Source organism: Leptospira perdikensis (assembly GCF_004769575.1).
In the GTDB taxonomy this organism is placed as follows: domain Bacteria; phylum Spirochaetota; class Leptospiria; order Leptospirales; family Leptospiraceae; genus Leptospira_A; species Leptospira_A perdikensis.
On the sequence record NZ_RQGA01000014.1, the window covers coordinates 754,344 to 780,469 of the forward strand.

General features: G+C 39.3%; 16 protein-coding genes. 4 read left to right on the forward strand and 12 right to left on the reverse strand.

Annotated elements, in window-relative coordinates; all coding sequences use genetic code 11:
* Positions 1-14: 14 nt before the first annotated feature.
* Genes pth through EHQ49_RS16400 form a run of 7 tightly spaced genes read right to left on the reverse strand, consistent with a single transcriptional unit; the run spans position 15 to position 6,930 of the window.
* A complete protein-coding gene (gene pth / locus EHQ49_RS16370; RefSeq protein ID WP_135580688.1) occupies positions 15-581 on the reverse strand; it encodes an aminoacyl-tRNA hydrolase in 567 nt (188 codons plus the stop codon).
* Complete coding sequence (gene cimA / locus EHQ49_RS16375) at positions 578-2,113, reverse strand: (R)-citramalate synthase CimA (RefSeq protein ID WP_135580689.1); 1,536 nt, start codon at positions 2,111-2,113, stop codon at positions 578-580. Before cimA ends, pth begins: the two co-directional genes overlap by 4 nt.
* Entirely contained in the window at positions 2,110-2,385 is a 276-nt protein-coding gene (locus EHQ49_RS16380) for a Smr/MutS family protein (RefSeq protein ID WP_135580690.1), read from the reverse strand. The genes cimA and EHQ49_RS16380 overlap by 4 nt, the downstream gene beginning before the upstream one ends.
* 21 nt (positions 2,386-2,406) lie before the next feature.
* Positions 2,407-2,823 carry a response regulator gene (locus EHQ49_RS16385; RefSeq protein ID WP_135580691.1) on the reverse strand — a complete coding sequence of 139 codons (417 nt, stop codon included), beginning with the start codon at positions 2,821-2,823 and terminating at the stop codon, positions 2,407-2,409.
* A complete protein-coding gene (locus EHQ49_RS16390) occupies positions 2,820-5,552 on the reverse strand; it encodes an ATP-binding protein (protein ID WP_135580692.1) in 2,733 nt (910 codons plus the stop codon). The genes EHQ49_RS16385 and EHQ49_RS16390 overlap by 4 nt, the downstream gene beginning before the upstream one ends.
* A 20-nt stretch (positions 5,553-5,572) precedes the next feature.
* Complete coding sequence (mutY, locus tag EHQ49_RS16395) at positions 5,573-6,649, reverse strand: A/G-specific adenine glycosylase (protein WP_135580693.1); 1,077 nt, start codon at positions 6,647-6,649, stop codon at positions 5,573-5,575.
* Positions 6,646-6,930, reverse strand: a complete 285-nt coding sequence (locus EHQ49_RS16400; protein ID WP_135580694.1) for a hypothetical protein — start codon at positions 6,928-6,930, stop codon at positions 6,646-6,648. Before EHQ49_RS16400 ends, mutY begins: the two co-directional genes overlap by 4 nt.
* Before the next feature lie 140 nt (positions 6,931-7,070).
* Here EHQ49_RS16400 and ispG point away from each other — a divergent pair, with 140 nt between their 5' ends.
* From ispG to EHQ49_RS16415, 3 genes are read left to right on the forward strand one after another with little or no spacing between them, the layout of a single operon-like run.
* Positions 7,071-9,122 (forward strand): (E)-4-hydroxy-3-methylbut-2-enyl-diphosphate synthase, encoded by a 2,052-nt coding sequence (ispG, locus tag EHQ49_RS16405; RefSeq protein WP_135580695.1) that lies wholly within the window; start codon positions 7,071-7,073, stop codon positions 9,120-9,122.
* 42 nt (positions 9,123-9,164) lie between these two features.
* Positions 9,165-10,850, forward strand: coding sequence for a DUF2339 domain-containing protein (locus tag EHQ49_RS16410; protein WP_135580696.1), 1,686 nt, complete (start codon positions 9,165-9,167; stop codon positions 10,848-10,850).
* Complete coding sequence (locus tag EHQ49_RS16415; protein ID WP_135580697.1) at positions 10,847-12,088, forward strand: hypothetical protein; 1,242 nt, start codon at positions 10,847-10,849, stop codon at positions 12,086-12,088. The genes EHQ49_RS16410 and EHQ49_RS16415 overlap by 4 nt, the downstream gene beginning before the upstream one ends.
* A gap of 91 nt (positions 12,089-12,179) precedes the next feature.
* Here the strand turns inward: EHQ49_RS16415 and EHQ49_RS16420 are convergent, their stop codons facing one another.
* Both EHQ49_RS16420 and EHQ49_RS16425 read right to left on the reverse strand, forming a co-directional pair.
* Positions 12,180-13,280, reverse strand: coding sequence for an alkane 1-monooxygenase (locus EHQ49_RS16420; protein WP_135580698.1), 1,101 nt, complete (start codon positions 13,278-13,280; stop codon positions 12,180-12,182).
* A 12-nt stretch (positions 13,281-13,292) separates the two neighbouring features.
* Positions 13,293-13,796, reverse strand: coding sequence for a TetR/AcrR family transcriptional regulator (locus EHQ49_RS16425; protein ID WP_135580777.1), 504 nt, complete (start codon positions 13,794-13,796; stop codon positions 13,293-13,295).
* Between the two features lie 480 nt (positions 13,797-14,276).
* Between EHQ49_RS16425 and EHQ49_RS16430 the strand changes: the two genes are divergently transcribed.
* Complete coding sequence (locus EHQ49_RS16430; RefSeq protein ID WP_135580699.1) at positions 14,277-14,726, forward strand: DUF1499 domain-containing protein; 450 nt, start codon at positions 14,277-14,279, stop codon at positions 14,724-14,726.
* A gap of 36 nt (positions 14,727-14,762) precedes the next feature.
* Here the strand turns inward: EHQ49_RS16430 and carB are convergent, their stop codons facing one another.
* From carB to EHQ49_RS16445, 3 genes are read right to left on the reverse strand one after another with little or no spacing between them, the layout of a single operon-like run.
* A complete protein-coding gene (carB, locus tag EHQ49_RS16435) occupies positions 14,763-18,083 on the reverse strand; it encodes a carbamoyl-phosphate synthase large subunit (protein ID WP_135580700.1) in 3,321 nt (1,106 codons plus the stop codon).
* Between the two features lie 17 nt (positions 18,084-18,100).
* Positions 18,101-20,362: a sulfatase family protein gene (locus EHQ49_RS16440; protein ID WP_135580701.1), complete on the reverse strand. Its 2,262-nt coding sequence runs from the start codon at positions 20,360-20,362 to the stop codon at positions 18,101-18,103.
* A 41-nt stretch (positions 20,363-20,403) separates the two neighbouring features.
* Positions 20,404-26,004: an alpha-2-macroglobulin family protein gene (locus tag EHQ49_RS16445; protein ID WP_135580702.1), complete on the reverse strand. Its 5,601-nt coding sequence runs from the start codon at positions 26,002-26,004 to the stop codon at positions 20,404-20,406.
* Positions 26,005-26,126: the final 122 nt, after the last annotated feature.

Genomic DNA, 26,126 nt, shown 5'->3' on the forward strand with positions numbered 1-26,126 from the left:
AAACAAACTTGGATTCAATTTCCACTTTCTTTACGAATTAAATTTCGATTGGTTCTAATCCATTCTTCTGTTTTAGTGACCGACTCTTTAATCAGTGCATCCAAACTATTTCGTTCCTCTGAATTAAAATTTTGTAAAACGAAGTCCGCCACTTCCATTCCACCCTTTTCTGGTTTTCCTACACCGAACCGCAACCGGTGAAAGTCTTGTGTTCCCAGTTTTGCCACTATATCCTTTAGTCCGTTGTGACCCGCAGTTCCGCCGCCAATTTTATTTTTTATCTTACCGAAAGGTAGGTCTACTTCGTCTTGGACGACTAGGATTTGTGTAGCGGGGATCTTATACAAATTGGCTAGGGTTTGTGTTGCCTTCCCAGAAAGATTCATAAATTCCAAAGGTTTTAAAAGGTGAATTTTTTCCCCTTCCCAACTATATGTAGATTCTAAATACTTTTTAGAATCTTTAAACGAAACACTGAAATTAGAAGCGAGAGCATCAAGTATCATAAAACCAATGTTATGGCGTGTATTTTTATATTTATCCCCTGGATTTCCAAGGCCTACAATTAAAAAATGGATCATACGTTTCCGAGTAAAATATGTAACAATCGTTCGGTGGCTTTGACAGCAGCCACTTGTTGGTCAGAATCAATTCCAATAGTGCGAATAGGATGTGTATCTCCATCCCCTTTCCATGTGATTACAGTTTCTACCAGAGCGTTTGTATTCCCACCAGGAGGTATCCTCACCTCATAGTCATAAAGTTTTGGGATTTGAATGTTTAATTCCTTAAGAATCTTACCGAGGGCATTCATAAAAGCATCGTATCCGCCGTCTCCGAATCCACTGGCTTCAAAATACTTTCCCTGATAATTGACCTTAACTTCTGCTTTAGGTTTTACTCCTATCCCACTGGTAACAGTGCAGGATTCGATTCGAAAACTTGCTTCTAAATTTTCGCCAGTAATGTCGGAGATAATGTAAGGCAGATCTTCTTTCGTGACAGTTTTGTTTTGATCACCGAGTTCAATCACGCGTTCTAATACTTTTTTTTCAATTTCGGGAGATAGAACCATTCCCAATTGTTTTAAGTTTTCAGTAATACTTGCCTTACCAGCTAACTTTCCTAATGCGTATACTCTGGCTCGACCGAATCTTTCCGGCAAAATCGGATTGGCATACAAATTCCCTTTTTTGTCACCATCGGCATGAACCCCAGCAGTTTGTGTAAAAACATCTTCACCCACAATCGGACGGTTGTCTGAAATTCGTTTTCCAGAAAAAACTTCCACAAGCCTTGATGCATTTGTGATTTCTCTTTCCACAACGGAGGTTCTATATTTTGTTTTATCGTGTAAAGCGGTGACTACTGCTTCTAAGGGTGAGTTTCCGGCTCTTTCTCCAAGCCCATTCACTGCAACATGAAGGCCTTTGACCCCTGCCTGTACAGCTTCCAAACAATTGGCAACAGCTAAATCGTAATCATTATGACCATGAAACTCAAACCAAAGTTTTGGGAATTCTTTCACCAAATCGGTGATCGCGGTCCTCACTTCTAGAGGTGACAAAACACCGAGTGTATCTGCTAAATAAAATCTACTCACAGGAAATTTGGATACTACATCCAAATATTCTAAAACATAATCTCTTGAATGAGTGTATCCATTAGACCAGTCTTCCAAATAAACATTCACAGTAATTCCTGCGGCCGCAGCATACTCTACTGTCTTTTGAATGTCAGAGAAATGTTCGGCCGGAGTTTTCCGTAGTTGATTGGTTAGGTGATTGAGGGAACCTTTTGTTAAAAGATTGAGAACTCGAACCCCTGTCCCCTTCATCCATTCGACTGTTTTATCGTAATCAACAAACCCTAAAATTTCAATTCGATTCTGAAGGTTTTCTGATTTTGCCCACTCTACTATTTTTTTAACTGCTTCGAACTCACCAGGGGAAACTCGGGCACTTGCAATTTCCACTCGATCGATCTTCAGATCTTTTAATAAATGTTTGGTGATATTAAGCTTTTGTTGCCAGGAAAAAGAAACACCATTGGTTTGTTCCCCGTCCCTTAAAGTAACGTCAAGGATTTCGATTCGAGAATTAGATTCGGTCATGATTTCAATCGGTTGATGTATTCTTTGGACGGAGCGAGAATTTCCACCATCGTTGCGCCCGGATTGGACCGAAACATCGGATCGGTCTCCACTAGTTTCAGAAAATCGCAAGTGGCTACGTAGTCAATCGCCATTCGGCGGAGGATTCCTTCCCCGATCCCATGTAAGATTTCAACATAGGATTCCCCGTCCATAAAGGCCTCATGGAGTTCTCGTTCTAATTTGATACGAGCCTCTTCAAATCGGAGTTTTCGGATGTAGATGGTACGCACCTTAAGTCCAGAAAATGGGACTTAGGTCAAATTGCAACAGAAACGAACCGCATCTAGCAGTTCTCTAGTGTTCCAAGGTTTGGAAAAAATAGCATAGGTTTTTGCCTCTTCTTTGACCCGGTTGATGGCGTCCCGGTCAGCGTGGCCTGAAATGAGGATGGATTTGATGTGTGGGTATTTTTGGTGGACTTGGATGAGAAATTCATCCCCCCGCATTCCCGGCATCAGCCAATCCGAAAGGATGAGAATGACTTCAACTCCTGAACCACAAAGGTCATCAATGACTTCCATAGCCTCTTCTGGATTTTGAGCTGTTTCGTAAGTATAACTTCCGCCAATCTCACGTTTTAGTTCTTGTACGAGCGAAAGAAGAAGAATAGGCTCATCATCCACACATAGGATTGCGTTTTTCTCATGTTGTAGCTGCGTAATATTCAATCTCTTTCCCCTTCTCGTGCCTTTGGCAAACAAACTCTAAATTCCGTTCCCGTATCATCTGACGAAAATTCTATGGTTCCCTTCATTTTTTCTACGATTTGTTTACAAATGTCAAGCCCAAGGCCAATACCTTCGCCATGTTTTTTTGTAGTGAAAAAAGGCAAAAAAATCTTATCGCGAATTTCAGGGGCAATTCCTTTCCCTGAATCATGAATTGATGTAATCACAGAATCTGCATTCGATGACACAGTGATTTTTAATTTTCCACGATAATCCATCGCTTGTAACGCATTATTAATGAGATTGATCCAAACCTGATTGAGTTTATCCCTTTCCGCCAAACAATAATCAGCTGTTGAATAAAATTTGGTAATTTCCACATCATTTTTGATTTTTGTTTGGTATAAAGTAAGAATTGAATCTAACTCTGTAGGAATATGAACATTTTGAAAGTTTGTTTCTGTTTCAGAACGATCTGTGTATAAATAATGTTTGAGTGCATTCACAACATGAGAAGCTTTTTCTGTAGCTGTTTGAACAATATATACCAAACGGTATAAACTTCCTAAAATGAGTACATTTTGTAATATAATTCCTGACCTTGGTTTTTTTAGAATTTTCAAAAGTGGTTCTTCTAACTGCAGGATACCAAGAGAAGTTAGATCTTCTATCATTTCTTCTGGATTTTCAATTTGGTGAGAATTTAAAATTCCTAATCTCTCCTTTTTTTCTGCCCGATTGAGTAATCCTGAATTACGAGAACCAAAAGATACACCCATATGTAACAGTTGTCGAAAGTCTTCTCTCTCCGAATGGTCCAAAGACTCTAAAAAATCAGGTAAGTTTGTGATATCATTTTTAATAATTTCGGACATAGCACGCACACTAGAAGTAATGGCACCAAGAGGTGTATTCAATTCATGAGTGATCCCTGCAGCAAATTGACCGAGAGCAGCCAATTTTTCGCTTAATAGAAGTTGGGTTTGTGTTTTATGTAAGTCGATTAAGATTTTTTCTTTTGTCTCAATCATCTCAACAAGACTACGATTACTTTCTATCAATGCTTCTGTCCTTTGACCAATTTTTTCTTCCAAATTGGAATTGGTCTCCATCACCAAACGTTGGCTTTCTTCCACACGTTCAAAACTTTGTTTGAGTTCCGAAGACATAAAACGTAAAGCCACGGAAAGGTCTTTGAGTTCAGCAATCATACTCTCACCGACAGGGATGTCCCAATCACCTTTGGCAAGAGATTTAGATGCGTTGGCAAAAGAGAGAACAGGCCTCGTCACAAACTCCGCAAGGACAATCGCAAGTAATAAACTGAGAAGAATGGCCCAAGCAAATACCATTGCTGATTCACTATTGCCCGTAATCACTCCACTTAGATAAAATGAATAAGGGAACAAAGTAATGAGATATGTTTTTTCTTTTAAATTAGGATGGGTGTAAATGGTGACCATTGCATTCCAATTCTCACGAGCGAGTGGTTTTTTGGTAACAATTGCGAAACTAAATCTTTTTTCTGCGGTATTGATTTCGTTACCGAGTTTCTTGAGTTCCACTCTTACAGTTTCCAATAATCTTGTTTTTCCCACCTCTGAAGATAGAGAGGCCATTGGATTTAAGTGTTCATCAAGTAAGAATACCCGACCGTAAGTATTCACTTTGGAAACTTCCAGAACGTCTATGAGTCCACTCATATCATAATTTTTTTTATCAGAGAGTGGTAGCTCAGATAAATACCGGTCCAAACTAAGATTGATGTTTTTTGACCATTGCCTATGTAAAACTTCCACCATCTGGAAGGCTGATTGTTCTGCATTTTTAAGTGTTACGTAAGCGGTGACACCAACCAAAAACAAAACCAAACAGACAAAAGGTGTCACTATGAATAACTGCAACGAAATCCCTGTTCTTGTTTCTAAATCGGCTTGTAAGGTTTCAAATTCATCTGGACCCGATTTCCAAATGGTAATTGGTTCTGAAAGTGTAACTTCTTTGACTTGGTCTGGAACCTCCGCCCAAAAAAATCCCAACCGTCTTACCAGCGGATATACAAACAACATAACAAAAGGTGCTAAGATCCAAGTGATCCCTGTTGTGAATATAAGTGCAGAACTAATTGTATGGTATGAGATTTCAGCTCCAAATTGTTCTGAACACAAATAACCCCACAAAAATGGCTCTAAAATAAAAAACAAAAATACAAATAAAAAGTAATACACCCATATGCGAACCTTACGAAAGTCAGGTGATTTACCAATCATTTGGTATGACAACCAAAACAAACTGGGGTTGATAAAGTAACCGGGTAACCAATCCCAAAGGAATTCAGGAGGAACTCCCTCAATCAAATCAGAAAGCCCATAGGCAAAAGGCACTGCCAGTAGGGCCGGGTAACCAAAAAAATTCAAACAAAGAAAAACGGAAAGGTCTTTTAAACTTTCGAGTGTTTGGGCCCCAGGAATGAGGACAATGGAACTTCCTAAATACCCAGTAAGAAAAATGGAAACAAAGGTGATGAGAAACCAGTAGAAACTAGTTAGGTTCCAATTCCAAACTTCCCTAGAAATTCGAAACGTTTTCCCGTTTCGAAAGGTAAAACCGGTAAATGCAAATATAGAAATAATAGAACCGAGTAAAAATGAAAACCGGCCCCAAACCTCCAAAATAGGCAATGGAATGTTGGAAACAAGGTGTTCAATCCAAACGATGATCTCGGCCATAGCCCGTGAATCGTAACTAACTAGAGTTCTAAGTAAAGCAAAATCTTTTTTACTTTGGAGGCGAGTGATGAGGGAAATTCGGTATCCAAAGTGGAAAGAGTGACCCACTTACTTTCTATACCAAATTTCTTTGTCAGACCTTCCACCCCCACCTTCTCATCCAGTGGCGCCGAAAGAACGGAAAAAACCATTTTATGGTGGGTGATCGTATGTTTGAATTGACCGATGGGTTTGGGATTTGGATCCGACAAAGTTTTCCTTAAGGACAAAAAGAACGGACTGGGTTCATAGGCTTCCGCTGGAATTTCTCCGGTAAATCCATAAGGTAAATGGAACATTCCTTTTAAAAAGCGCATCTTCGGTTCCCGAACGAGGAGGATGGACTCTTTGTGAAAAAGAACCCATATCTCTGCGGAAAGTTGGATTTGTTTTTTATCCTTTTCACGAATCGGAATCTCACTTGTCTTCTGATGGATCCTCGCAAAACAGGAATCAGTCAAAGGGCATAACAGACATTTCGGAGATTCTGGCAAACAAAGCGTTGCTCCAAGTTCCATCATAGCTTGGTTGTGATCACCGGGATGGTCGATATTTAAAAATTCATCTGCTTTGTTTTGTAAATCACTGTCTGCTTTGGCACCCAAAATGTTCTTTGTGTAGCCATAATAACGAGAGAGCACCCGCTTTACATTCCCATCCAAAACGGCAAGAGGTAAGTCATAAGCAATAGAAAGAATGGCGCGAGCAGTATAGTTTCCAATTCCCGGAAGTTGTAAAACCTTGGCAAGATCTTTGGGAAATGCCCCATTATAATTTTGTACAAGAAAAATAGCAGCCTTTCTGATATTACGAGCTCTGCTATAATACCCAAGTCCCTTCCAATGGGCAAGCACCTCCTCTTCTGTGGCAGATGCTAAAGTTTCTGGTGTGGGGAATCGTTTGATAAAAGCTTCATATAGCGGAAGCATCGCGTTAACGCGAGTTTGCTGAAGCATAACTTCAGAAATCCAAATTGGATATGCTTGTTTTTTCTTTCGAAATGGGAGATCCCTTTTGTGAATTTGATACCAGTCGTGTAGTTTTTTTTGAGGTATCAAATTTCCGAATCTTGTATGCTGTAACGAAGGTAGGTATTACAACTCCCCTCTTCAGTGTAACGGACGAGATCGTAATCCAAACGTGTGGAACGGAAGAATTTGGAATGTGCCAACCTTTCGCGAATTTCTTGGCGAATATGGTCACGAGCTTCTTGACGTTTGTCGTAATGGGCTGGTGACAGGATTTCGCTTTTATAAGACAAACTTCCCTCGCGATAGATCGCCACAGTGACTTGCACCCGGTATTTTCGCTGTAATCCTTGTTTTACTTCAGTATTCATCGTTTCAAAAACTCGAGGTATTCTTCCTAAATAGATTTTCGGTCAGGGGGAGAGGGAAATTGAAACCCACGGATTTTTTTCATACTGCTTGCCCAAAAATTCGAATTTAATTTCCTAGATAATGAGAACATAAGATTCAAATGAGCACCAAATATAACGAATCGCCATTTTTCTACAAAAGACGTCCTACCCGAGAAGTGATGGTGGGAGGTGTGGGAATTGGAGGAAAAAATCCAATCCGTATCCAATCCATGATTACATCTAACACAAGAGATACGGATGCGAGTATCCAACAAATTGCAGACTTAGAAAGAGCTGGTTCCGAAATCGTTCGCCTAACAGTACCGAGTCAAGCAGATGCAGATAATTTACCTGAGATTCGAAAAAGGATGAAGGAACTTGGACTAAAAGTTCCTTTGGTAGCAGATATACATTTCACTCCACAAGTGGCTTTAAAATGTGTAGAATGGGTTGAGAAGGTGCGAATCAATCCAGGAAATTTTGCAGACAAAAAGAAATTTGAAATCATCGAATATACGGACAAAGATTATAACGAAGAATTAGAAAGAATCGAAGAAGTATTCACTCCTCTAGTTTTGCGAGCCAAAGAACTCGGTGTTGCAATGCGAATCGGAACCAATCACGGTAGTCTTTCCGATCGCATTATGAATCGATTTGGTGACACACCACTGGGAATGGTAGAATCCGCATTGGAGTTTATTCGCATCGCCGAATCAAATTCCTACAAAGACATAGTGGTTTCCATGAAAGCATCCAACCCACAAGTGATGATCCAAGCCTATCGTATGTTAGTTTCTAGATTTTATGATTTGGGAATGGATTATCCTTTACATTTAGGTGTGACTGAAGCTGGTGATGGAAAGGATGGAAGGATCAAATCTGCAATCGGTATTGGAAGTTTACTCGAAGATGGACTCGGCGATACCATTCGTGTCTCTCTGACAGAAGATGCCATTTATGAAATCCCTGTGGCCAAAGAACTTGTTCGCAAATACAACGAACGTTTCCTAGACCAAATCAATTCTCGTGTGAATTTACCCGTTCCCAATGCAGATGAGACAGTCACCAAAAATAAAGAAACTATCTATACTGAATTCCGAGATCCTTTCCAATACTCAAGATTCTACTCTAAAGAACTAAACTTAGGAGAAACAAAAGTCGGTGACACATCTCCCGTTCGTATCGAAATTAGTTTTCCTTTTTTCGGATCGGAATCGGCAGAAGAAGTTTTAAATCTCATCCAAAGAGAAACTAAATCAGGTCGGATTCCGGAAATGTTGCACTTTAAAATTGATTCCGAATTGGATTTAATTTCGCTTGGAACTATGGTTCGGCGAGGATCCTTCCCTTTACCGGTTTCCGTGGAACTTTCAAGAGAGCTAACCTACCAGTATGATAGTTTGGCAGAGGATCTATATCGGATCCAAAAGTGGGTCATAAACCCCTCGATCTTTTTCCAAGAATCCGAAGAGTCTTGGGACGATCTTTTGGATTTTGTGGCTCGATTTGCCAAAGACAAACGAACAGTCGAATGGAGTATTGATACAAAAGATATTCACCTAACAGAAAAAATTGCGAAGGAATCTCAAAAACGAAAAATAGAAAATCTGGTTTTTTCTGTAAAAAATGGAGATTTACTTACAGTTCGAAAACTGGCATATTATTTACGAGAGTCAGATTACCCGATTGCCCTTGTCACCCACTCCAATGATAAAGAATCACTACTTTACGAATCTTCTATCCAAGTGGGCGGAAGTCTACTCGATGGAATCGGAGATATTGTGCGCCTCTCCTATGGAGACGGGGAACCAGAAGAGTCTTTAATTTTAAGTTTTGATATTTTGCAGGCCACAAGACTTCGCCTAACAAAAACAGAATATATATCTTGTCCGTCTTGTGGTCGCACCATGTTTGATTTACAGTCTACAACTGCCATGATCAAAAAAAGAACCGGACATCTGAAAGGTGTGAAGATTGCGGTTATGGGTTGTATTGTCAATGGTCCGGGTGAGATGGCAGATGCCGATTTTGGGTATGTAGGCGCAGGAATTGGTAAGGTTCATCTCTACAAAGGGAAAGAAATTGTAAAAAAAGGTGTCTCCGAAGGAGAAGCTGCCGACCAACTCATCGACCTCATTCGCGAAAATGGAATGTGGACCGATCCTGAATAAAAAGTAGTTCCCCTCTTCCCACGGATGTGAACCATTTCCACCGTGGAAGAAAAAGAAACTAAAGAAATCCTGACAAGGATTCAATCTATGGAGAGAGAACTTTCTTTTCTAAAAGAAAGAGTTTTGGCTCTCACAAATCCCCAAACCCAGAAGCAGCCCACCCCAACTGTTTCCAAACCAATTCCAGTAGAATATCACCAAACAGAAGTTCCATTAAATGATGGACCTAACTGGTTTGTTCAATGGATCGGCGAAAATCTGTTTGTAAAATTAGGAGTATTATCACTTCTTCTTGCATCCATTTGGTTTTTCTATCTAGCCATTGAAGAATATTGGATCAATGAATCAGTCCGTATCTGGATTGGTCTTATTTCGGCCATCCCCATCCTCGTTTACGGATACCGAGTCAGAAACACAAGACCCTATCTTTCCCCAAGCCTTTTGGGACTCGGGATTGCCGTCCTCTTTTCTGCATATTATTCTGGGTATTTGTGGTATGATTTGTATTCAACAGAAACTTGCTTTGTTGGTCTTCTCATTCTCAGTTTGACGGCTGTTGCCATTGCCCATGCACAAAAAAGCGAAGTGTTATTTGGATTTGCCTCTCTTGGAGCCTTTCTTGTTCCACTTCTTCTTTCCACGGGCCAAAACTCTTACCCATTCCTTTTCACATACTTACTCTTATGGAACGTATTATTCTTCTTCGTAAGAAAGGATACCGGTTGGAAAGTCATTCCACTCCTCCTCCTTGCTGCAAACCACCTTATCTTTGTTGGTTGGGCAAATGACAATTTAGTCGATGCCAAACCATTTTTTCCGATCAGTTTCCAACTTGGTGTTTTTGTTTTATTTTTACTAAGAGAGTTTCAGACATTAGAAACTACAAAATCCAAAGAACCAATCCTCACACTGATTACGATTGGATTTACATTAGGACTCGGATTTGTTCAATCCTATTGGGCTTTCTCAGAATTTTATCCCATCGCAAAACCATTTTTACTTACACTCCTACTCATTTTATTTTATGGATTGTATGAACGTGCACTCAGACGAACCAAACTAAGTCTAGAAAAGAAAAAACTATATGATTTGATTGGTTTATTTGGCCTCCCTTTCATTGTCAGTTTGATTGTGATAGGCACTACAGGAAAACTTTTAGCCTTTAGCCTCATCAGTTTTGCTTTCCTTGTGACAGTTGCCTCGACCTATTCCAAACAACTTTATATGTATTGGGCTGCCTTTCCTGTTTGGTTTTTTGCTCTGTTTTATATCTTTGCATTTACCTATCGTTCTCAAAACGAAATTCCCTTCCTCAACGGAAGATTTTTGGTATTTGCAACGGGTTCGGTTTATCTCTTACTTTCGTATCTCTATAGCAAAAAGTTCTCTGAGTTTGCGAAAGTTTTTTTATACGCAGCCTATCCCTATTGGTTACTCGGAACTTTTGTGGAGATCTATTTAGGGTTTCCTGAAGAAAAGAAGTTATTCCTATACACACTGAGTTTGATTCTTTATGGACTCGTTGCTCTTTCCGTTGGATTTGGCAAAAAAATCCAATCTCTACGATATGTAGGTTTTGGATCATTAGCTCTTGTCATCATCAAATTCTATCTTTATGATTTCTGGAATTTGAGTTTAGGATACCGAATTTTGGCAGGTTTATTCTTAGGCGTTACTCTTATCGTAACAGGAACATTATACAATCATTTCAAAAAGGAAACAAAATGAAGATAAAATCCATATTACCTATTCTATTTTTTATTTCAATCACAACCCAAGTGACAAGTAGGCCACTTGCTGTACAAAACTTTAAATATAAAAAAGATATAAAAATTTCGGGAAATCTTTCTCCTAACGGAACTGTAAAACTAATGTTAGATGAAGATATCTATAAACATTCTTTTTATGGAGATTTAAGGATCGCTTACAATGGAGAGATTGTACCTTACCATATCCAAAATGCAGAAGAAATCTCAAAAAACACAGAAAAGGTAAAACCAGAACTTCTTTTTTCAAAAAAAGATGATTTAGAAATTTATGTATTGGAACTACCAAAATTACCGGAAGGAATGAATTATACAAAACTTTCGGTATCCAGCGCTTATGACTACGAAACATCCATCACCTTAAAGTTAGGTGATAATCCCGACCAATTTATAGATACAAAAACAGTATTTCTTTATAAATATGGGAATCAAACTTCTGGAGAAATTGATTTAGGAGGGACCAAACACCGTTTTCTTAGATTGGAAGCTGAGCCAGGTTCTGATTTAAAATTCCCCACTGCCCTACGTGCCAAACAAAGCAAAAATTTGTATTATGAAAAATCTCATTCAGTACCAAACCCCATCCTTGCTGAAAACGATTGCCAATTTTTATTTCCAAACGAAACACAATCTGCATTTCAAATTCTGAAATTACAATTTGAAGAAGGAAATTGGGAACGAAGGATCACAGTCCGTGGGAAAATCGACAAAAAAGAATGGGACACAGTATTTGAAGGAACAGTAAGTCACAACAAATCAGATGGTCCATACACAGAGATTCCACTTTTGAAAACCATTAATTCTGAATTTGAAATTCGAATTTATGATGGAGAAAACGAAACACTACACCTAACAACAGTGACATCCGTACAGCCACTTGAGGAAATCTATTTTTTTGCTAATGGAGACGGAAACAAAGACGGATACTCACTCTACTATGGAAACCCCTACCAATGGCCGGCAAGTTTTGACTCCTACTCCTACCCATCTAGTGACGAAATCAAAAACAATGATGTAAAATCTGGCTCTCTCCTCCCGGAATCAGAAAATCCCGATTTTAGTTTTAGTATCCTTTACCCACCTATTTCAGGTTATCTGGCTTCTGGTTTCTTTTATCTGGGAGTTGTCGCATTGTTATTTCTATTATTTTCGATTCTAAAAACAAAACGTTCTGTCCTCGCAGAATCAGAATCAAAATAAAACGAGTCCTTTCCAACTCACGGAGACGGTATGTCTCCGTGCGAATCAGTGGAAACTCAAACCAAACCCACCTTAGAAGTTATAACCATTCCTAACGAATTGATTGTAACTTCACCATGTTGTTCTTCTCCCAAGATTCCAAAATAGGATTCATCATGGAAAACCAAAGAGGGGGAAAAAGAGCAATGAGAATCATTACCTCATAACCAAAAGGCAATTGGGGAGCATCTTCAAAATGGCGAAGAGTTTGGTAACGTCTACCGGCATTGGCATGATGGTCGGAATGTCTTTGTAACTGGAACAAAAGAGCGTTGGATACAAAATAATTTTGATTCCAAGAATGGATCGGTAAAACTTTTTCAAACCGACCATTAGAAACTTCGTTTCGTTTCAAACCATAATGTTCAATGTAATTTGTTAACTCTAAAAGTGAAAATGCTACAATCGATTGTAAAACTAAGAACCAAAGGACATCCAAACGAACTCCTTTCCCACTAAAGAACGATCCGATAACAACCATACTCGTAAGAAATAGTAGAGTGATGATTAAATACCAAATCATTTCATTTCGGTAATGAAAAACACCTAAACCTTGTTTGGACAAACGTCTTTTTTCCAATTCCCATGCTGATTTGTAAGCTCCGAAGACTGTTTGAGGATAAAATTGATAGAAGGATTGGTTTTTTTTGGAAGAAGCTGGATCATTGGGAGTGGAAACATGAGTATGATGCCCTCGATTATGCTCTATATAAAAGTGCATATAACATACTGTCATATAAATCATCTTAGCAAGAAACTGTTCATACCGAGTATTTTTATGACCCAGTTCATGTCCTACGGTAATTCCAATCCCACCGGTGACAATTCCCACAGCAACTGCAAATAACACAAACTCGGTAATGGTATGAGAATTGAAAACAATTCGGTAAACGGACCAAATTACAAACGCTAGCTGGACATATGCCCAGATTTGAGTCAAATAACGAAAAAAAGAATCGTTTTGTAATTTCTGAAAAATTGTTTCCTCTGGATTGGATTTGTCTCTACCTAAAACCAAATCAAAGACTGGTAGAATGATAAAAACAGTGATAGGAACGATCAAATAGGCCACTCCCCCCATAAGCTCTGCAAACACTGCTAAAATTGGCAAAACATAACAAAGTAAAAAACTAAGTCGTTTGGTGAGGCTCATATACCTATCTCCTTATTCTTTGTTTTGAAACAATACTTTCAAGTTCTCCAATCCTTCAAAAAGTTCAGGCCAACCAGTTTCTTTCGTTGCTTTATTTTTCAAAAACAAAGCACCTAAGAAAAAAGATAAAAAAGCCTTTCCGCTCGTTGCATTGAGATCAGCTGGAAAAAATCGATCCAAAGCTGTCCGATACAAATCAAATGAATCTTCAACTAACTTCACTAGTTCATCAGATTCACTTAGATGACGCTTAACATCCACCGCAAGTAACATCAAATTCATAAAATGAGATTCACGAGCTGCGACGAAATCCATAATGTCCGAAAGGTCAGAATGATTTTCCGATAGTTCGGTAATCAATTTTGCATCAATGGCTACAAGTTGTTTTACCATAGATTCAAATAGAATCTCTTTCGTAGGAAAGTAATGGTAAAGGGTTCCCGTAGAAACTCCGAGCGCACTAGACAACTCACGCATCGAAACCGAAGAGACACCTTTCGAGACAAATATGGGCATACACTTTGTCAAAAGCTCAATCCGATAGAGATCGTGATCGACTATTTTTGGCATAATGCAAAGATCCTTTTTATATCGAACGTTTGTTTTAAATAATTACTTATACCACACTTTGTCCATCTTTTTTTCTTAGTTTTCATAATCTTATGCACTTCCCGCTCTATTTCCATCTAGCATTAGATCTTTCCCTAGTAATAATTGCAAACCCGATCTGCTCCTGAAAGGAATAGGCGCAAGTACACCTGGGCAAAAAAGAAATTCCAGTGAGAAAACAAAGGAAAGGAAACGAGGGGAAAAGAGAAAATGGTAATGGTTTTTGTAGGTAAATTGATTACGATCGCGCAGGTGTTGCTTTGGATTCTAAGTTTCAAAAGTGCACCGATGGAAAAAGTAAGTGACTTACCTTTTCCAGTGAGGTGAATTTTTATCCAATGCGAAAAAGGAACCGTCCAATACAAGGAAACTCACAGAAGGCAATCAATGAATGTAAAAACCATACCCATTTTCCTTTTCCTAATCCTTTCTTTGATTCTTGGATGTACGGGAACAAGACCCAGTTACTTAGGAGTTAAATCCGAAAGATTGGCTGACTGCCCTGCAACTCCAAACTGTATCAGTAGCTTCGCGGAACCGACAGATAAAGAACATTACCGTGCAGCAGTTCCTTATAAGAAAAATCTAAAGGATGCTTTTGCTATTTTAAAACTAAAATTGGAACAAAGTCCCAGAACAAAGATAATACAAGAAAATCCAAATTACATTTACACAGAGTTTACTTCTCGACTCATGCGATATGTCGACGATGTGGAATTCTATTTTGACGAGAAAAACAAACTCCTTCACTTCCGGTCTGCCTCTAGATTGGGAAAATCGGATTTGGGTGTGAATCGAAGTCGAATTGAGTTTATACTTAAGGATTTAGAAATCTAACAAAACTTGCTAAATCTCTAAACCCTTTGATTTAAATTAATTTTTTTTATGTTTCGCGTGAATTTCCTGAAGGGAGTTCACAGAGAATCCCTTGTCCTTCATTTCCACCAAACCGTGAATTAATGCCTTACCTGCTTGTGCCGTTGTCAAACAAGGAACCTTATATTTAATCGCTGCTTGGCGAATTGTAAAAGCATTCTCTCTAGTGACTCTTGACAACGGAGTATTAATGATCAGATGAATTTTTTTCTCTTTGATATAATCAATTACATTCGGAAAGTATCCATCGTAAATTTTGTTAATTTTACTAGAAAGAATTCCGTTATCAGAAAGAAACTTATGGGTTCCTTCTGTTGCAATGATATTATATCCCAAATTGGACAACGACCTTACAGGCTCAAGTAACTCTTTTTTAGTTTTATCATTAATGGTTACAAATACAGTTCCATGTTTCGGTGGTTCTTCCCCTGCCATAATTTGAGCCTTAACGAATGCTTCCCCTTTTGTGGTCGCAACTCCCATAACTTCACCGGTAGATCTCATTTCTGGGCCAAGGATTGTATCGACACCAGGAAATTTACTAAAAGGTAAAACTGCTTCCTTCACAGTGATCATCGGTGCAGAAAAACGTTTTCCAAGCTTAAACGAGGACAAAGATTCACCTAACATCAAGCGAACGGCAATTTTTACCACTGGAATTCCTATTGATTTTGCAACAAAAGGAACGGTTCTGGATGCTCTAGGATTTACTTCTAAGACATACAAAGTTTCTTCTTTTATCGCATACTGAACATTGATTAAACCTTTAACATCTAACTCTAAAGCTAAACGATAAGTTGCTTCTTCAATTTCCTGTAACATACGTTGGGAAATATTCTGCGGTGGTAACACACAAGCAGAGTCACCTGAGTGAATTCCCGCTTCTTCAATATGTTCCATGATCCCTGCAATGAATACATCCTTTCCATCACAAAGTGCATCCACATCTACTTCCGTTGCATCTTGTAAAAAGGAGTCTACTAGAAGTGGTCGATCTTCCGACACCTCTTCTGCTTCTTCCATGTATTTATCGAGTTCTGACTCTTCGTTAACGATGAGCATTGCTCGCCCACCTAATACATAAGAAGGTCGGACAAGCACCGGGTAACCAATTTTTCTGGCGATCTCTCTTGCTTTATCTTTCGAAGCAGCAATACCGTTATCAGGTGACTTCAAACTTAGTTTCTCTAAAACTTCTGCAAAACGTTTGCGATCTTCCGCTCGATCAATCGAATCCGGACTTGTTCCCAAAATTGGAACACCTCGTTTCTCTAGAGACTTTGCCAATTTCAGCGGAGTTTGACCACCTAACTGAACTATAACACCATCCGGTTTTTCTTTTTTAAAAATCGCCATTACATCTTCTAGACTTAATGGTTCAAAATATAATCTATCAGAAGTATCATAATCCGTGGAAACGGTTTCTGGATTGGAGTTCACCATTATCGATTCAACTCCAGCTTCCTGCAAAGAAAAGGAAGCGTGGCAACAACAATAATCGAATTCAATTCCTTGTCCGATTCGATTCGGTCCACCGCCAAGAATCATCACCTTCTTTTTAGAAGTTACATCTGATTCATCTTCCTCATCATAAGAAGAATACATATAAGGAGTAAAGGCTTCAAACTCACCCGCACAAGTATCAATACGTTTGTAAACTGGATGGAGGTTCTTTTCTTCTAAATATTTTTCAATGACCTCTTCTTCTTCCCTGAGAGTTTTTTCCACCTTAGCTTTAGTAATTTCAATCGCAGCGCCACTACGAACTTGCGCAAGAATTTGTTCTTCTTTTGTCAAAAAGGCAAGTTGGCGATTGGAAAATCCTGCTTTTTTCATCTCTTCAATGATGGCCTTTCCTTCCTTACGGAACCTGTTTTCTAATTGAAACAACTCTTCGAACTGATAGAGAAACCAAGGATCAATTTTACAAATATCAAAAATTTCTTCTACACTCATCCCAAAGTCAAAAGCCATTTTAACATAAAAAATTCGTTTGTCTGTGGGGCGTTTTACTTTAGCAGTAAGCCAAGTTTTTCTTTCTTCTTTTGGAATAGACTCCCATTCCAAAAGTTCTTTTAAGTATCCATCACTTCCAAAACCAAAACGATCTGTCTCCAAAGACCGTAGCGCCTTTTGAAAACTTTCTTTGAAATTACGACCAATGGCCATAGCTTCCCCGACTGCCTTCATCTGAACACCTAACGTAGGATCGGAACCAGGAAATTTTTCAAATGCAAACCTCGGGATCTTAGTCACCACATAATCGATTGACGGTTCAAAACTCGCCGGGGTCACTCGAGTGATATCATTTCGAATTTCATCCAAAGTATATCCTATCGATAACAGTGCCGCAATTTTTGCGATAGGAAACCCCGTTGCCTTCGATGCCAAAGCAGAAGAGCGCGAAACACGTGGGTTCATCTCGATTACGATAACATCACCATTTTCTGGATTTACAGCAAACTGGATATTGGATCCACCAGTTTCCACCCCGATTTCTCGAATGATATCAATTGACATGTCACGAAGTCTTTGATATTCCCTATCGCTTAATGTTTGTTGCGGTGCTACAGTAATGGAATCTCCGGTATGAACACCCATTGGATCTAAGTTTTCAATAGAACAAATAATAACTACGTTATCTGCAAGGTCCCTCATTACTTCCAATTCGAACTCTTTCCAACCCATCACAGATTCTTCAACTAACACTTGAGATATGGGAGATGCAGAAAGGCCTTGTTGGGCAGTTTCTTCGAATTCAGATTCTTCGTAACAAGTTCCACCACCAGTCCCCCCCAAGGTAAATGCCGGTCTGATGATGATAGGAAATCCAATTTCATCTTTTGCTTTCCTTGCGGCTTCCATGTCGGATACCATAAATGATTTCGCAACGCGGATTCCGAGTTTTTCCATTGCTTGTTTAAAAAGCTCCCGATCTTCTGCTTTACGAATTGCTTCAACCTTTGCACCGATAAGTTCAACATTGTATTTTTCTAAAACACCTTCTCTGTGAAGTGCTAAAGCTAAATTGAGGGCTGTTTGTCCACCTACTGTTGGTAAGATGGCATCTGGTTTTTCTTTTTTAATGATTTTTTCTAAGACAGGCACCGTGAGTGGTTCGATATAAGTGGCGTCAGCAAGATCTGGATCCGTCATGATCGTTGCTGGATTTGAATTTACGAGGATGACTCGTATTCCTTTTTCTCGGAGGGCTTTGGTTGCCTGAGTCCCAGAGTAGTCAAATTCACATGCCTGCCCGATGACGATAGGTCCGGATCCGATGATCAAAATTGATTTTAAGTCGTTACGTTGCGGCATAGTTTCCTCTTTTTTCCTTATTTAGTTTCATTCATTTCAGATAAAGAACTTGGTATTAAATACTCTCCTGCGAGAGTTGCGTCTTCCCACTGTATCACCGTTTTATACAACATGTCTTTCATTTTTGCTGCAGCCGGATGATTTGGATAAAGATTTCTTTGATTGAGAGGATCTTTTTTTCGATCATACAATTCAAAAACCACACCTTGGCGTGTGGGGATATAAATCAGCTTATAATTCGAATTTTGCACAGACCTATGTTTTGAGAAAGCTATCGTTTCTCGATAAATTGGATCTGTGATCATAATCTGGTAGTCCTCTTCCGGAACAACCTGATGGAGAGAAAGAATATTAGGATAAGGAATACGTTGTTTTTGGAAAAAATGATCTCCTTTATCTGAAAACCAAATTCCTGTTTCTGCGTAGACTGTCCTCTCTTCCTCCCAATTGGTTTTACCAAGGATCGGAAGTAAGGATTGTCCAGGAAACTTGGATTTGGTGGTGATTCCAAAAAAATCGATTAGGGTGGGATAAATATCTACACTCGATGTAATTCCAAAAAATTCATGATTTGGTTTTGTTTCGTTTGTAGATTTTGGTAATTTGATTAATAATGGAACATGTGTTACTGCTTCACCGCGGAGGTGTTCTCCATGACCTTGTCCATGAACATCTTCATACAAAGCTTCTCCATGATCGGCAGTGAGAATGATGATAGCTTCATCATAAATACCTCGGGACTTTAACTCAGAAATGATCTCTCCAAACTCCGAGTCAAAAGCAGAAACAGCACTATCAAACAATCCGCGAATTTGTTTGGTTTCAATAACATCAGGAACTGATGAATTCGTAGGATCCACAAATTTTAAATACTTATACTTACCGTAATAATTTGGATTTGTAAATGATTTATAGTGAGGATAAGCCGGTGTGTAAGGGAAATGAATGACACTCGAAAAATAAGTCACCGAATAAGGAGAATTACCTTTTCGTTTGATAATGGAACGAAACCGGTCCAATATACGTGCCCCATCTCCCCAAGTAGAGAGCCCATCCATTTCTTCCAAATACATCCCACCGGAAAACCAAGAACCAGTAAGAAAAGGTAAAAGAAAAAGTTGGGATTCGGCGGTTCGCTGAACCGTCATAATACGGGCATTAAAATTCGGTGCGAGTACTTCATCGAATCCAAAGTTAGCGCGAGGAAAAATATCTGCGGCAAAACTTCCCACAGCATAACTATCATAACCCAAACCTTTTAACATTTGTTGAATCGTAGGAAAAGAAGCAGAACCAATCCTTTGTTTTTCTTCTAACGAAGGAAACATATCGCGAACCTTATGGCTCATCGAATACTGTCCGGTTAATAAATCCGCCCAACTTGGAAATGTACGAGGAATAGTTGTGTGGTGGTCATGAAAAACATAACTATCTTTAGTAAACAAATCGATATTGGGTGTGATCGTTTTCCCATCAATTTTTGAACCTATTTTATCATATCGAAGAGAATCGGCAGATAAAATAAAAATAGGTGGTTTCCCTTTTTCCGCTGAATGTGTGAGAGCTTCAATTTGATTCCATACACTCGGCACTAAATAAATCAAAAACAAAAAAATGAGGATTAAACCATAAGATTTGATATGGATTCTCTGATATTCTTTACCTTGCCAAAACAAAATTGCAAAATAGAAAATGCCAATCATATAGTGACCTGATGTATGTATGAGTCCAAGAACAGACACATGAATCAGAGCAAAAAAACTTTCTTTGTTTTTGTGAAGGTAAATTTGCCTTAAGAGAATCGATAAAAATCCAAGAAGGAGAGAACCCAAAACAAAACTAAAATATCCAGGTCTTGTATGATCAGTTAAAAAATACAAAAAGGAAGCAAAGGATGGATAACGAAAGAAAAAGAATTCACCGTAAATTTGAGGAAAACTTACTAACGAATGGCAAAGAGCCAAACATTCGATAAAAAGAACCCAAAAGGATAAAACATACCATGAAACTTCTTTTTTGCCAAAAAAATGATAGGCTAAGTATACAAGAGAAAAGAGATTAAGGTGTAAAAAGAGTGAAACTGAAAAAACTTTAAAAGTTGTGGAGAGATAAACTCCAAAAAAAGCACCTAAGTATTGTTTGAGGAAGTCACCAACATCGACTCCCATAATGGTAAAACTTGTATTAAAGATTAAAAAAAATAGATAAAAAAAAACCGTAAACCAAAGACTAATTCTTAGGATTCGGATCGGGAAAAGAGGGGCTTGGTTCGGACCCATTAGAGTCATAATTCCAGAACCCCCGATTCCGTAAACTTTTCCTAGCCTCCGTTTTCCGAAATCCTCACAGTTTCATTCGGCCATTCCGCATGGGTTTCCGGAGAATACATAGCTTCGACACGAGTGGCGGGCAATTGAAAAGTCCCTGAATGATTCAACCGAAAGCTGTGCTCCAAGATATGAGTTCCCTTTGGCAAATATTCAAAATACGCTCTGTACTGAGACAAGGTCTTTTCCTCAAAACTTAAGTAATAAGATGTATCCCCTGCTTTTCCCTCCTGAGTGATGATAGACTCACGACCAAAACCCCGTCCCAGAGGGAGGGATCCCGGTGGAATGGGGTCTTCCACAACCACCCAAGTTTTATCGGAGTCCGCTTGGATTTCAATGGTAACCCGAATGGTATCCCCTTTGGATAGAACTCCAGGTTTTGCCACTTGGATCGGCTCAAAACTTCGTTTCAAACGGTAACCACTGGAAATAGGGGCTTTCAGAGGTAGAATCGAATTGACTGACCATTCCACCCAAGGTTTTCCTTTTCCATCATAACTGACAGTCACAGATTCCGGTGCTGTGCCTATAGTTTGCGATACCGATTGTTTTCCGTTAGGTTCTAGATTTAAAATTTCTTTGCTCGATTGGATTTTTAATTTGCCACCTGTAACTTTCTCTGATTCCAAAAGTTTACTCACTCGATCAAAAACCAAAATAGAATAAGCATTTCCAAGGGTGGTATCGTAACTTCCTCTCTTTTGCATTTTAACAAACCCTTTGATAAGTCGAGGCATGTCCTTTTTATAACTTGGTTCCGCAAATGCCCAAAGTAAAAGTTTTGCCATTGTATAATCCCGACTTCCCAAAATCCACCAAGGATTGGTAAACCCAGAATCAGCAACTACAAGTTCAGAACCTTGAATATTGAGCCTTGCTCGCAAAGTACTCGTCAGGCGAGATTTTACAGAACTATCTCCACCATTCACTCTTCCCAAAATTTCAGCCAGGTCAATGAGAGATGCTGTTGGTAAAAATTCAATTCCATCAAAGATCGGACGTACCTGTTCCCATTCATAGGTCTGGTATCTTGTGAGTGCTTCCCAAACAATGATTTTTCTCACAATAGAGTCAGCGCCGAATTTATACCTTTCTCCACTCACCCTACCTTCCAAATAACCTTGTAGACCTGCTATCATTCGACCCAAAGTATCATCTGGAATTTTTTGGTTTGCGAGGTTTGCTGATGTAAGAACATAAGCTGTAAGAATTTCACTTCCATGTTCCATTCGGGCAAAGTATTTTACGAGTCCATCATAATCCAAAAAGGAATTTAAGTCACTGAATACATCGCTCCATAAAGTTTCAGATTTTAGACCGATGGCTTTCGAAACACGTTGTTCCATACAATAGTACGGATAGTTTTGAAAATAAGTTTGGATTCCACTTAGACTGGTCAGAATGGTAGGAGATGCCTTCCAAACCATCTTACCCGAGTTAGGTTTAGATCCTTCTGGCACCTGCACCGATTCTTTGATGGGAGATTCATATAAAAATAGTCCAGCTTGGTAGACCCTTTCTGAATCAACAGGTAAAACTTTTTGTTCCACGGACATTTGGTCAAGAACGGTTCCATTCGGTGCAGACACTTCTAGGTGAAACTTTCGTTTGGTAGTATTTTCAGGAACAGTTAGATCCCAAAAAATAACTTTAGTTTCCCCGGAAGCCAACATAGCGGATTTAGTTTCCAATTCTTCTTTGGTTTCTATCCCATTGATGAAATCTGTAACCGAAAGGCGCAAACGAAGTTGTTCTTTCGAATCACCAGCGTTCCGTAGGGTTACCTCGTGGCGAAGATTATCACCTAACCGAACCACAGGTGGAATTCCAGAAAAGGATTGGATTTTTTGTGTTGTTTGGATTTTGGCAAATCCTGTTCCGAATTCTTTGGCTCCCGAAGTAGCAACAGCGACAATTCGAAAACTTGTCAGGGAATCATTCAAAGGAAAACTAAACTTTAGTTTTCCATCTTTACCCACAATGGCTTTTCCTTTCCAATAGAGTAAGGTATCAAAAAGGGAACGAGTGGATTGTTTTCCCCCTCCTCCCCCTTCCGGTTTTGCCTTCAGACCAAAATGTCTTTTTCCAATAATCTGCGACTGTGCAGTGGAGGTTCCCACAGAATGAGGTCTTGTCCCCATCATCACATCCAGGAGATTCCAAGTAGGGTTTGGAGAAAGTTCCAGTAAGGCTTCGTCGACAACTGCGAGTGTGACTTCAGTCGATTCTAAAGGAACTTTTCCATCAGATGTTTTGATTTCGAGTTCCACGTTAGCACTCTCCCGCACTTGGTAGAGTTTTTTCTCTGGGTTCACTGCTACGGACAAACTGTACGGTTTGGAACCTACTTTTAACATGCTAAGACCAAATCGGTATCCCGGTTTTGCTAAGTCCACAAGCCCAGTGGGTTTTGGTTCTCCCACACGACCTCGCACAAGGAATACCGAAACAAAAACATTGGGTGCGTATTCCTTTTTGATAGGAATCGAAATCACTGGATCTTTACCTGTGACTGGTGTTACAAAATAATCCAAAACACCTTCCCTCTCTAAACTCACAAGTGCTGTTGCTTCCCGAAAAGGAGAACGGATTTGTACTTTGATTGTTTCACCAACATCAACGGAACGTTTTTCAGGTAAGATATCCATTCGGTTGTGATCACTCACATCAAACCAAGCTTCTTGTTTGGAACTCACCCAAACGCTGTATCCAGAATTGGTAAAATTGCCTTTGGAATCTTTTGTTTCTGCAAGAAATACGATATCACCCACACTAGGTGATTTTCCCTCACAAATTAGGATCCCTTTGGAATCGGTTTTCCCTTCACAGAATTCGCCAAGTTTGGTGACTTCTTCATAATGTTCATAAGCATAAAATCCGCCTACAAGGCGTTTGCGGTTGGAATAAAATTCTCTTTTATAGGCTGTGACTTTTATTTTTTGGGAACTAAGGGCTTTGTCTTTTGAATCCAAAGCAACTAACTGCAATTTAACATTGTCTTCTGTAAACAACCATCCATCCGGTAAAATTCCTAAATGCACTTCAGAAGGAGATACAGGAAAACTTCTAGATACAGTTTGAATTTCACCAGAAGGATCTGCGTATTCCATTTCCACTTGGAAACTTCCATAACCGGGAACAGGTTTTAATCCACTAAACGTATATTGTAAAAATCCCTTCTCATCAGTTTTCAAAGATGTAGAAAGAACTGTTGGTTTTGTTTCTTCCACTTCTTCTTCATCATACCCGCTAACCTTCCATTTCCCTTCTTTGATGGTCTCAGGAGAAAAAGAAAAAGCGGAGTATTCTTCCTTGGGAGAATAATGACTAGAAACCACTTGGGACCGAATTTTCACCGGAAACCCACCTGCTCCTCCGCCGGAAAGGTATTCCAATCCAAATAATACCTTCGATTCTTTTGGCGATACTAACTCTTGTTTTTCGCCCGCAAGTTGAATATTTCCTTTGACGACAGGTAGTCGGAATTCCTCAACTCGGAACTGAGTGATCGTTTCTCCGTAACTTGAGTCATCGTTCGAATAAGGATAATAAACAATATAAACTCCATGTTTCGCGGTTTTTGGAATTTTAAATTCTGATTCGGAATGTCCAGGAAAAGACCAAACGAGTGGCAAGGGATAAGCCTCACCTGAACCTTCATGTTTGATGATGACTTGTGATGGATAATCCTTGGGTTCTGCAGGAACAAGACCTTTATTTCCAAAACCACGCCGAACATGTTTTAGGTGAACTGTTTCCCCCTTTTTAAATAAAGTTCGATCTAATACAATGGATTTGATTTCTTTAGAGTGACCCGTGGTAACACTCGGTAGTTGGTAACGCCAACTTTCAATTCCTTTGTCCCAGGTGCTTGAGGTAAAACTAATATCATCATTTTTTTGAACAAAGATGGTAAGACCAGAACCTAACTCATGATAACCACAATAAGGAACCTCTTGAAAATTTAAATTTCCGAAGAGCATACTCCCATCTTTTCCTGTGATCCCCGCTCCACGTAAATTCCCCTTACAGTCGAGAATTTTAATTTGGACTCCTGCTTCAGGAAGACCTTGGTCTAGGTTCGTAACCCAAACAAGACTTGTGTCCTTTCCCCATTTGAAATGAGCAGAGAGGTTTGTCACAAGGGCAGCACTGGATACATACATTTTCCCTTTTTTTTCAAGAAGGTTATTGCCTAGAATATCACTCGCGAGTTCGACCACATAAAACCCAGGAGTTTCCAGAGGGATACCCACCACTTCCATTGGTTTTTTCCCATTGGGTTTCGGAAGCGAAAAAGAAGTGATCCCGGCACCCGTAGGCGGATTTTGAAATACAGATTGTTCGCGTTCTCTAGATGATAAAATCTGAAACCATTTTTGTATCTCCAGAATATCCATAGTTTTTTGAGTTTTGCCACCCATACCAAGAGATACTGATTTCATCGGAAGGTTGATTTCTAAATTACGAACAGTGACAGGTAACGCTGGTTTGGCTTTCGATTCCAAAATTCCAAATTTAGCACTAAACTTCGCAAGAGGTGGAAATTCATCGGTTTTAAATTTTAAAGGGAAGGATGCACGATTCGACAAACTTCTGTTTGTATCATCAACAAGCTCTGGAATCTGAATTTCAAATTCTATATTTTCGGGAAAGGGTCCGGGAAAACTCACCCATTCAAAATATTCGTTTCCTTTTTCAGTGAATGGAGACTTAGGATATTCTTTTCCATCTTTCGAAACGAGTTTGATTTTTTCTAATAAAGACCGAGGAACCGCCGAACTAAACGAAAGTGAAACTGGAAGGATGGGAATACAATCTGCTTTTGCATTGACTCTTTCACAACTAAATCGAGCCGAAAATACCGGCCTTACTGTAAAAGAAAGAATCTCATCTTCTCTAATCTCACCACCCCAGATCGATTTGGTTCCTTTACCAAGAACCAACTGAATTTGTCTCTCTGGCAAAAAGGTTTGTTTGGATTTTAAAAGAACCGTTTCTTCTCTGTCTGTATCACCTGTAGATTTTAAGATGGCTTTTCTTTCCGAACCTGTAACGAACACAATGGGAATTCGATTCCCTAATTCTTCGGAACGAAAGTATGTGTATTTTTGAAAAGAGTTCAGATCCGGTTTTGCATCTAAGTGCAAAATAAAAATTTGGTCCTCACTGATCGATGATCCTTGGTAGGGGGAAGAATACTGGACAGAAGGCCCACCCGTATGAAAGGAAAAGTTACGTTCTCCTTGTAAGGATTCTCCGCTTAAAGTTTTAGTTCCCTCTTTCAATTGAAAGGAACATTCAACTCCACCCGGAACTTCCTTTTCAAATTCATAAACCCAAGTTACGGAATCCAGAAAACGACTGGTTCCCGGAAGGGGGCACTTGATTTGGAAGATATCGATTTTGGGCCGGATGTCGCCGATAGCGACCATAGGTTTTGTGAACCGAACAGTCACTTGTTTGGGTTGTTTGACAAATCCATTGGGAGTGAAAAATTCGATCGTTGCAGGAAGAGTTTGAGATTCATCCGAACGAACCAAAAACAAAGAAAGGAGAAGGAAAAGAAAAAGCCGGCGCTTTACGAACATGACAGAATTTGAAAACAGGGAAGCGACTTGGAAAGAAAAAAAAGAAAATCAGGGATATTGACCCCTCCCTGCGGGTATCATAAGGAGAAACATCTATGAACGTATTTTAGACCTGGGAAGGG

Bases quoted from the DNA above. Each gene is read 5' to 3' on its own strand.
- pth (WP_135580688.1), bottom strand. From the start codon at position 581: ATGATCCATTTTTTAATTGTAGGCCTTGGAAATCCAGGGGATAAATAT.
- cimA (WP_135580689.1), bottom strand. From the start codon at position 2,113: ATGACCGAATCTAATTCTCGAATCGAAATCCTTGACGTTACTTTAAGG.
- EHQ49_RS16390 (WP_135580692.1), bottom strand. From the start codon at position 5,552: ATGGCCGAGATCATCGTTTGGATTGAACACCTTGTTTCCAACATTCCA.
- EHQ49_RS16400 (WP_135580694.1), bottom strand. From the start codon at position 6,930: ATGAATACTGAAGTAAAACAAGGATTACAGCGAAAATACCGGGTGCAA.
- ispG (WP_135580695.1), top strand. From the start codon at position 7,071: ATGAGCACCAAATATAACGAATCGCCATTTTTCTACAAAAGACGTCCT.
- EHQ49_RS16415 (WP_135580697.1), top strand. From the start codon at position 10,847: ATGAAGATAAAATCCATATTACCTATTCTATTTTTTATTTCAATCACA.
- EHQ49_RS16420 (WP_135580698.1), bottom strand. From the start codon at position 13,280: ATGAGCCTCACCAAACGACTTAGTTTTTTACTTTGTTATGTTTTGCCA.
- EHQ49_RS16425 (WP_135580777.1), bottom strand. From the start codon at position 13,796: ATGCCCATATTTGTCTCGAAAGGTGTCTCTTCGGTTTCGATGCGTGAG.
- EHQ49_RS16430 (WP_135580699.1), top strand. From the start codon at position 14,277: ATGAATGTAAAAACCATACCCATTTTCCTTTTCCTAATCCTTTCTTTG.
- carB (WP_135580700.1), bottom strand. From the start codon at position 18,083: ATGCCGCAACGTAACGACTTAAAATCAATTTTGATCATCGGATCCGGA.
- EHQ49_RS16440 (WP_135580701.1), bottom strand. From the start codon at position 20,362: ATGGGTCCGAACCAAGCCCCTCTTTTCCCGATCCGAATCCTAAGAATT.
- EHQ49_RS16445 (WP_135580702.1), bottom strand. From the start codon at position 26,004: ATGTTCGTAAAGCGCCGGCTTTTTCTTTTCCTTCTCCTTTCTTTGTTT.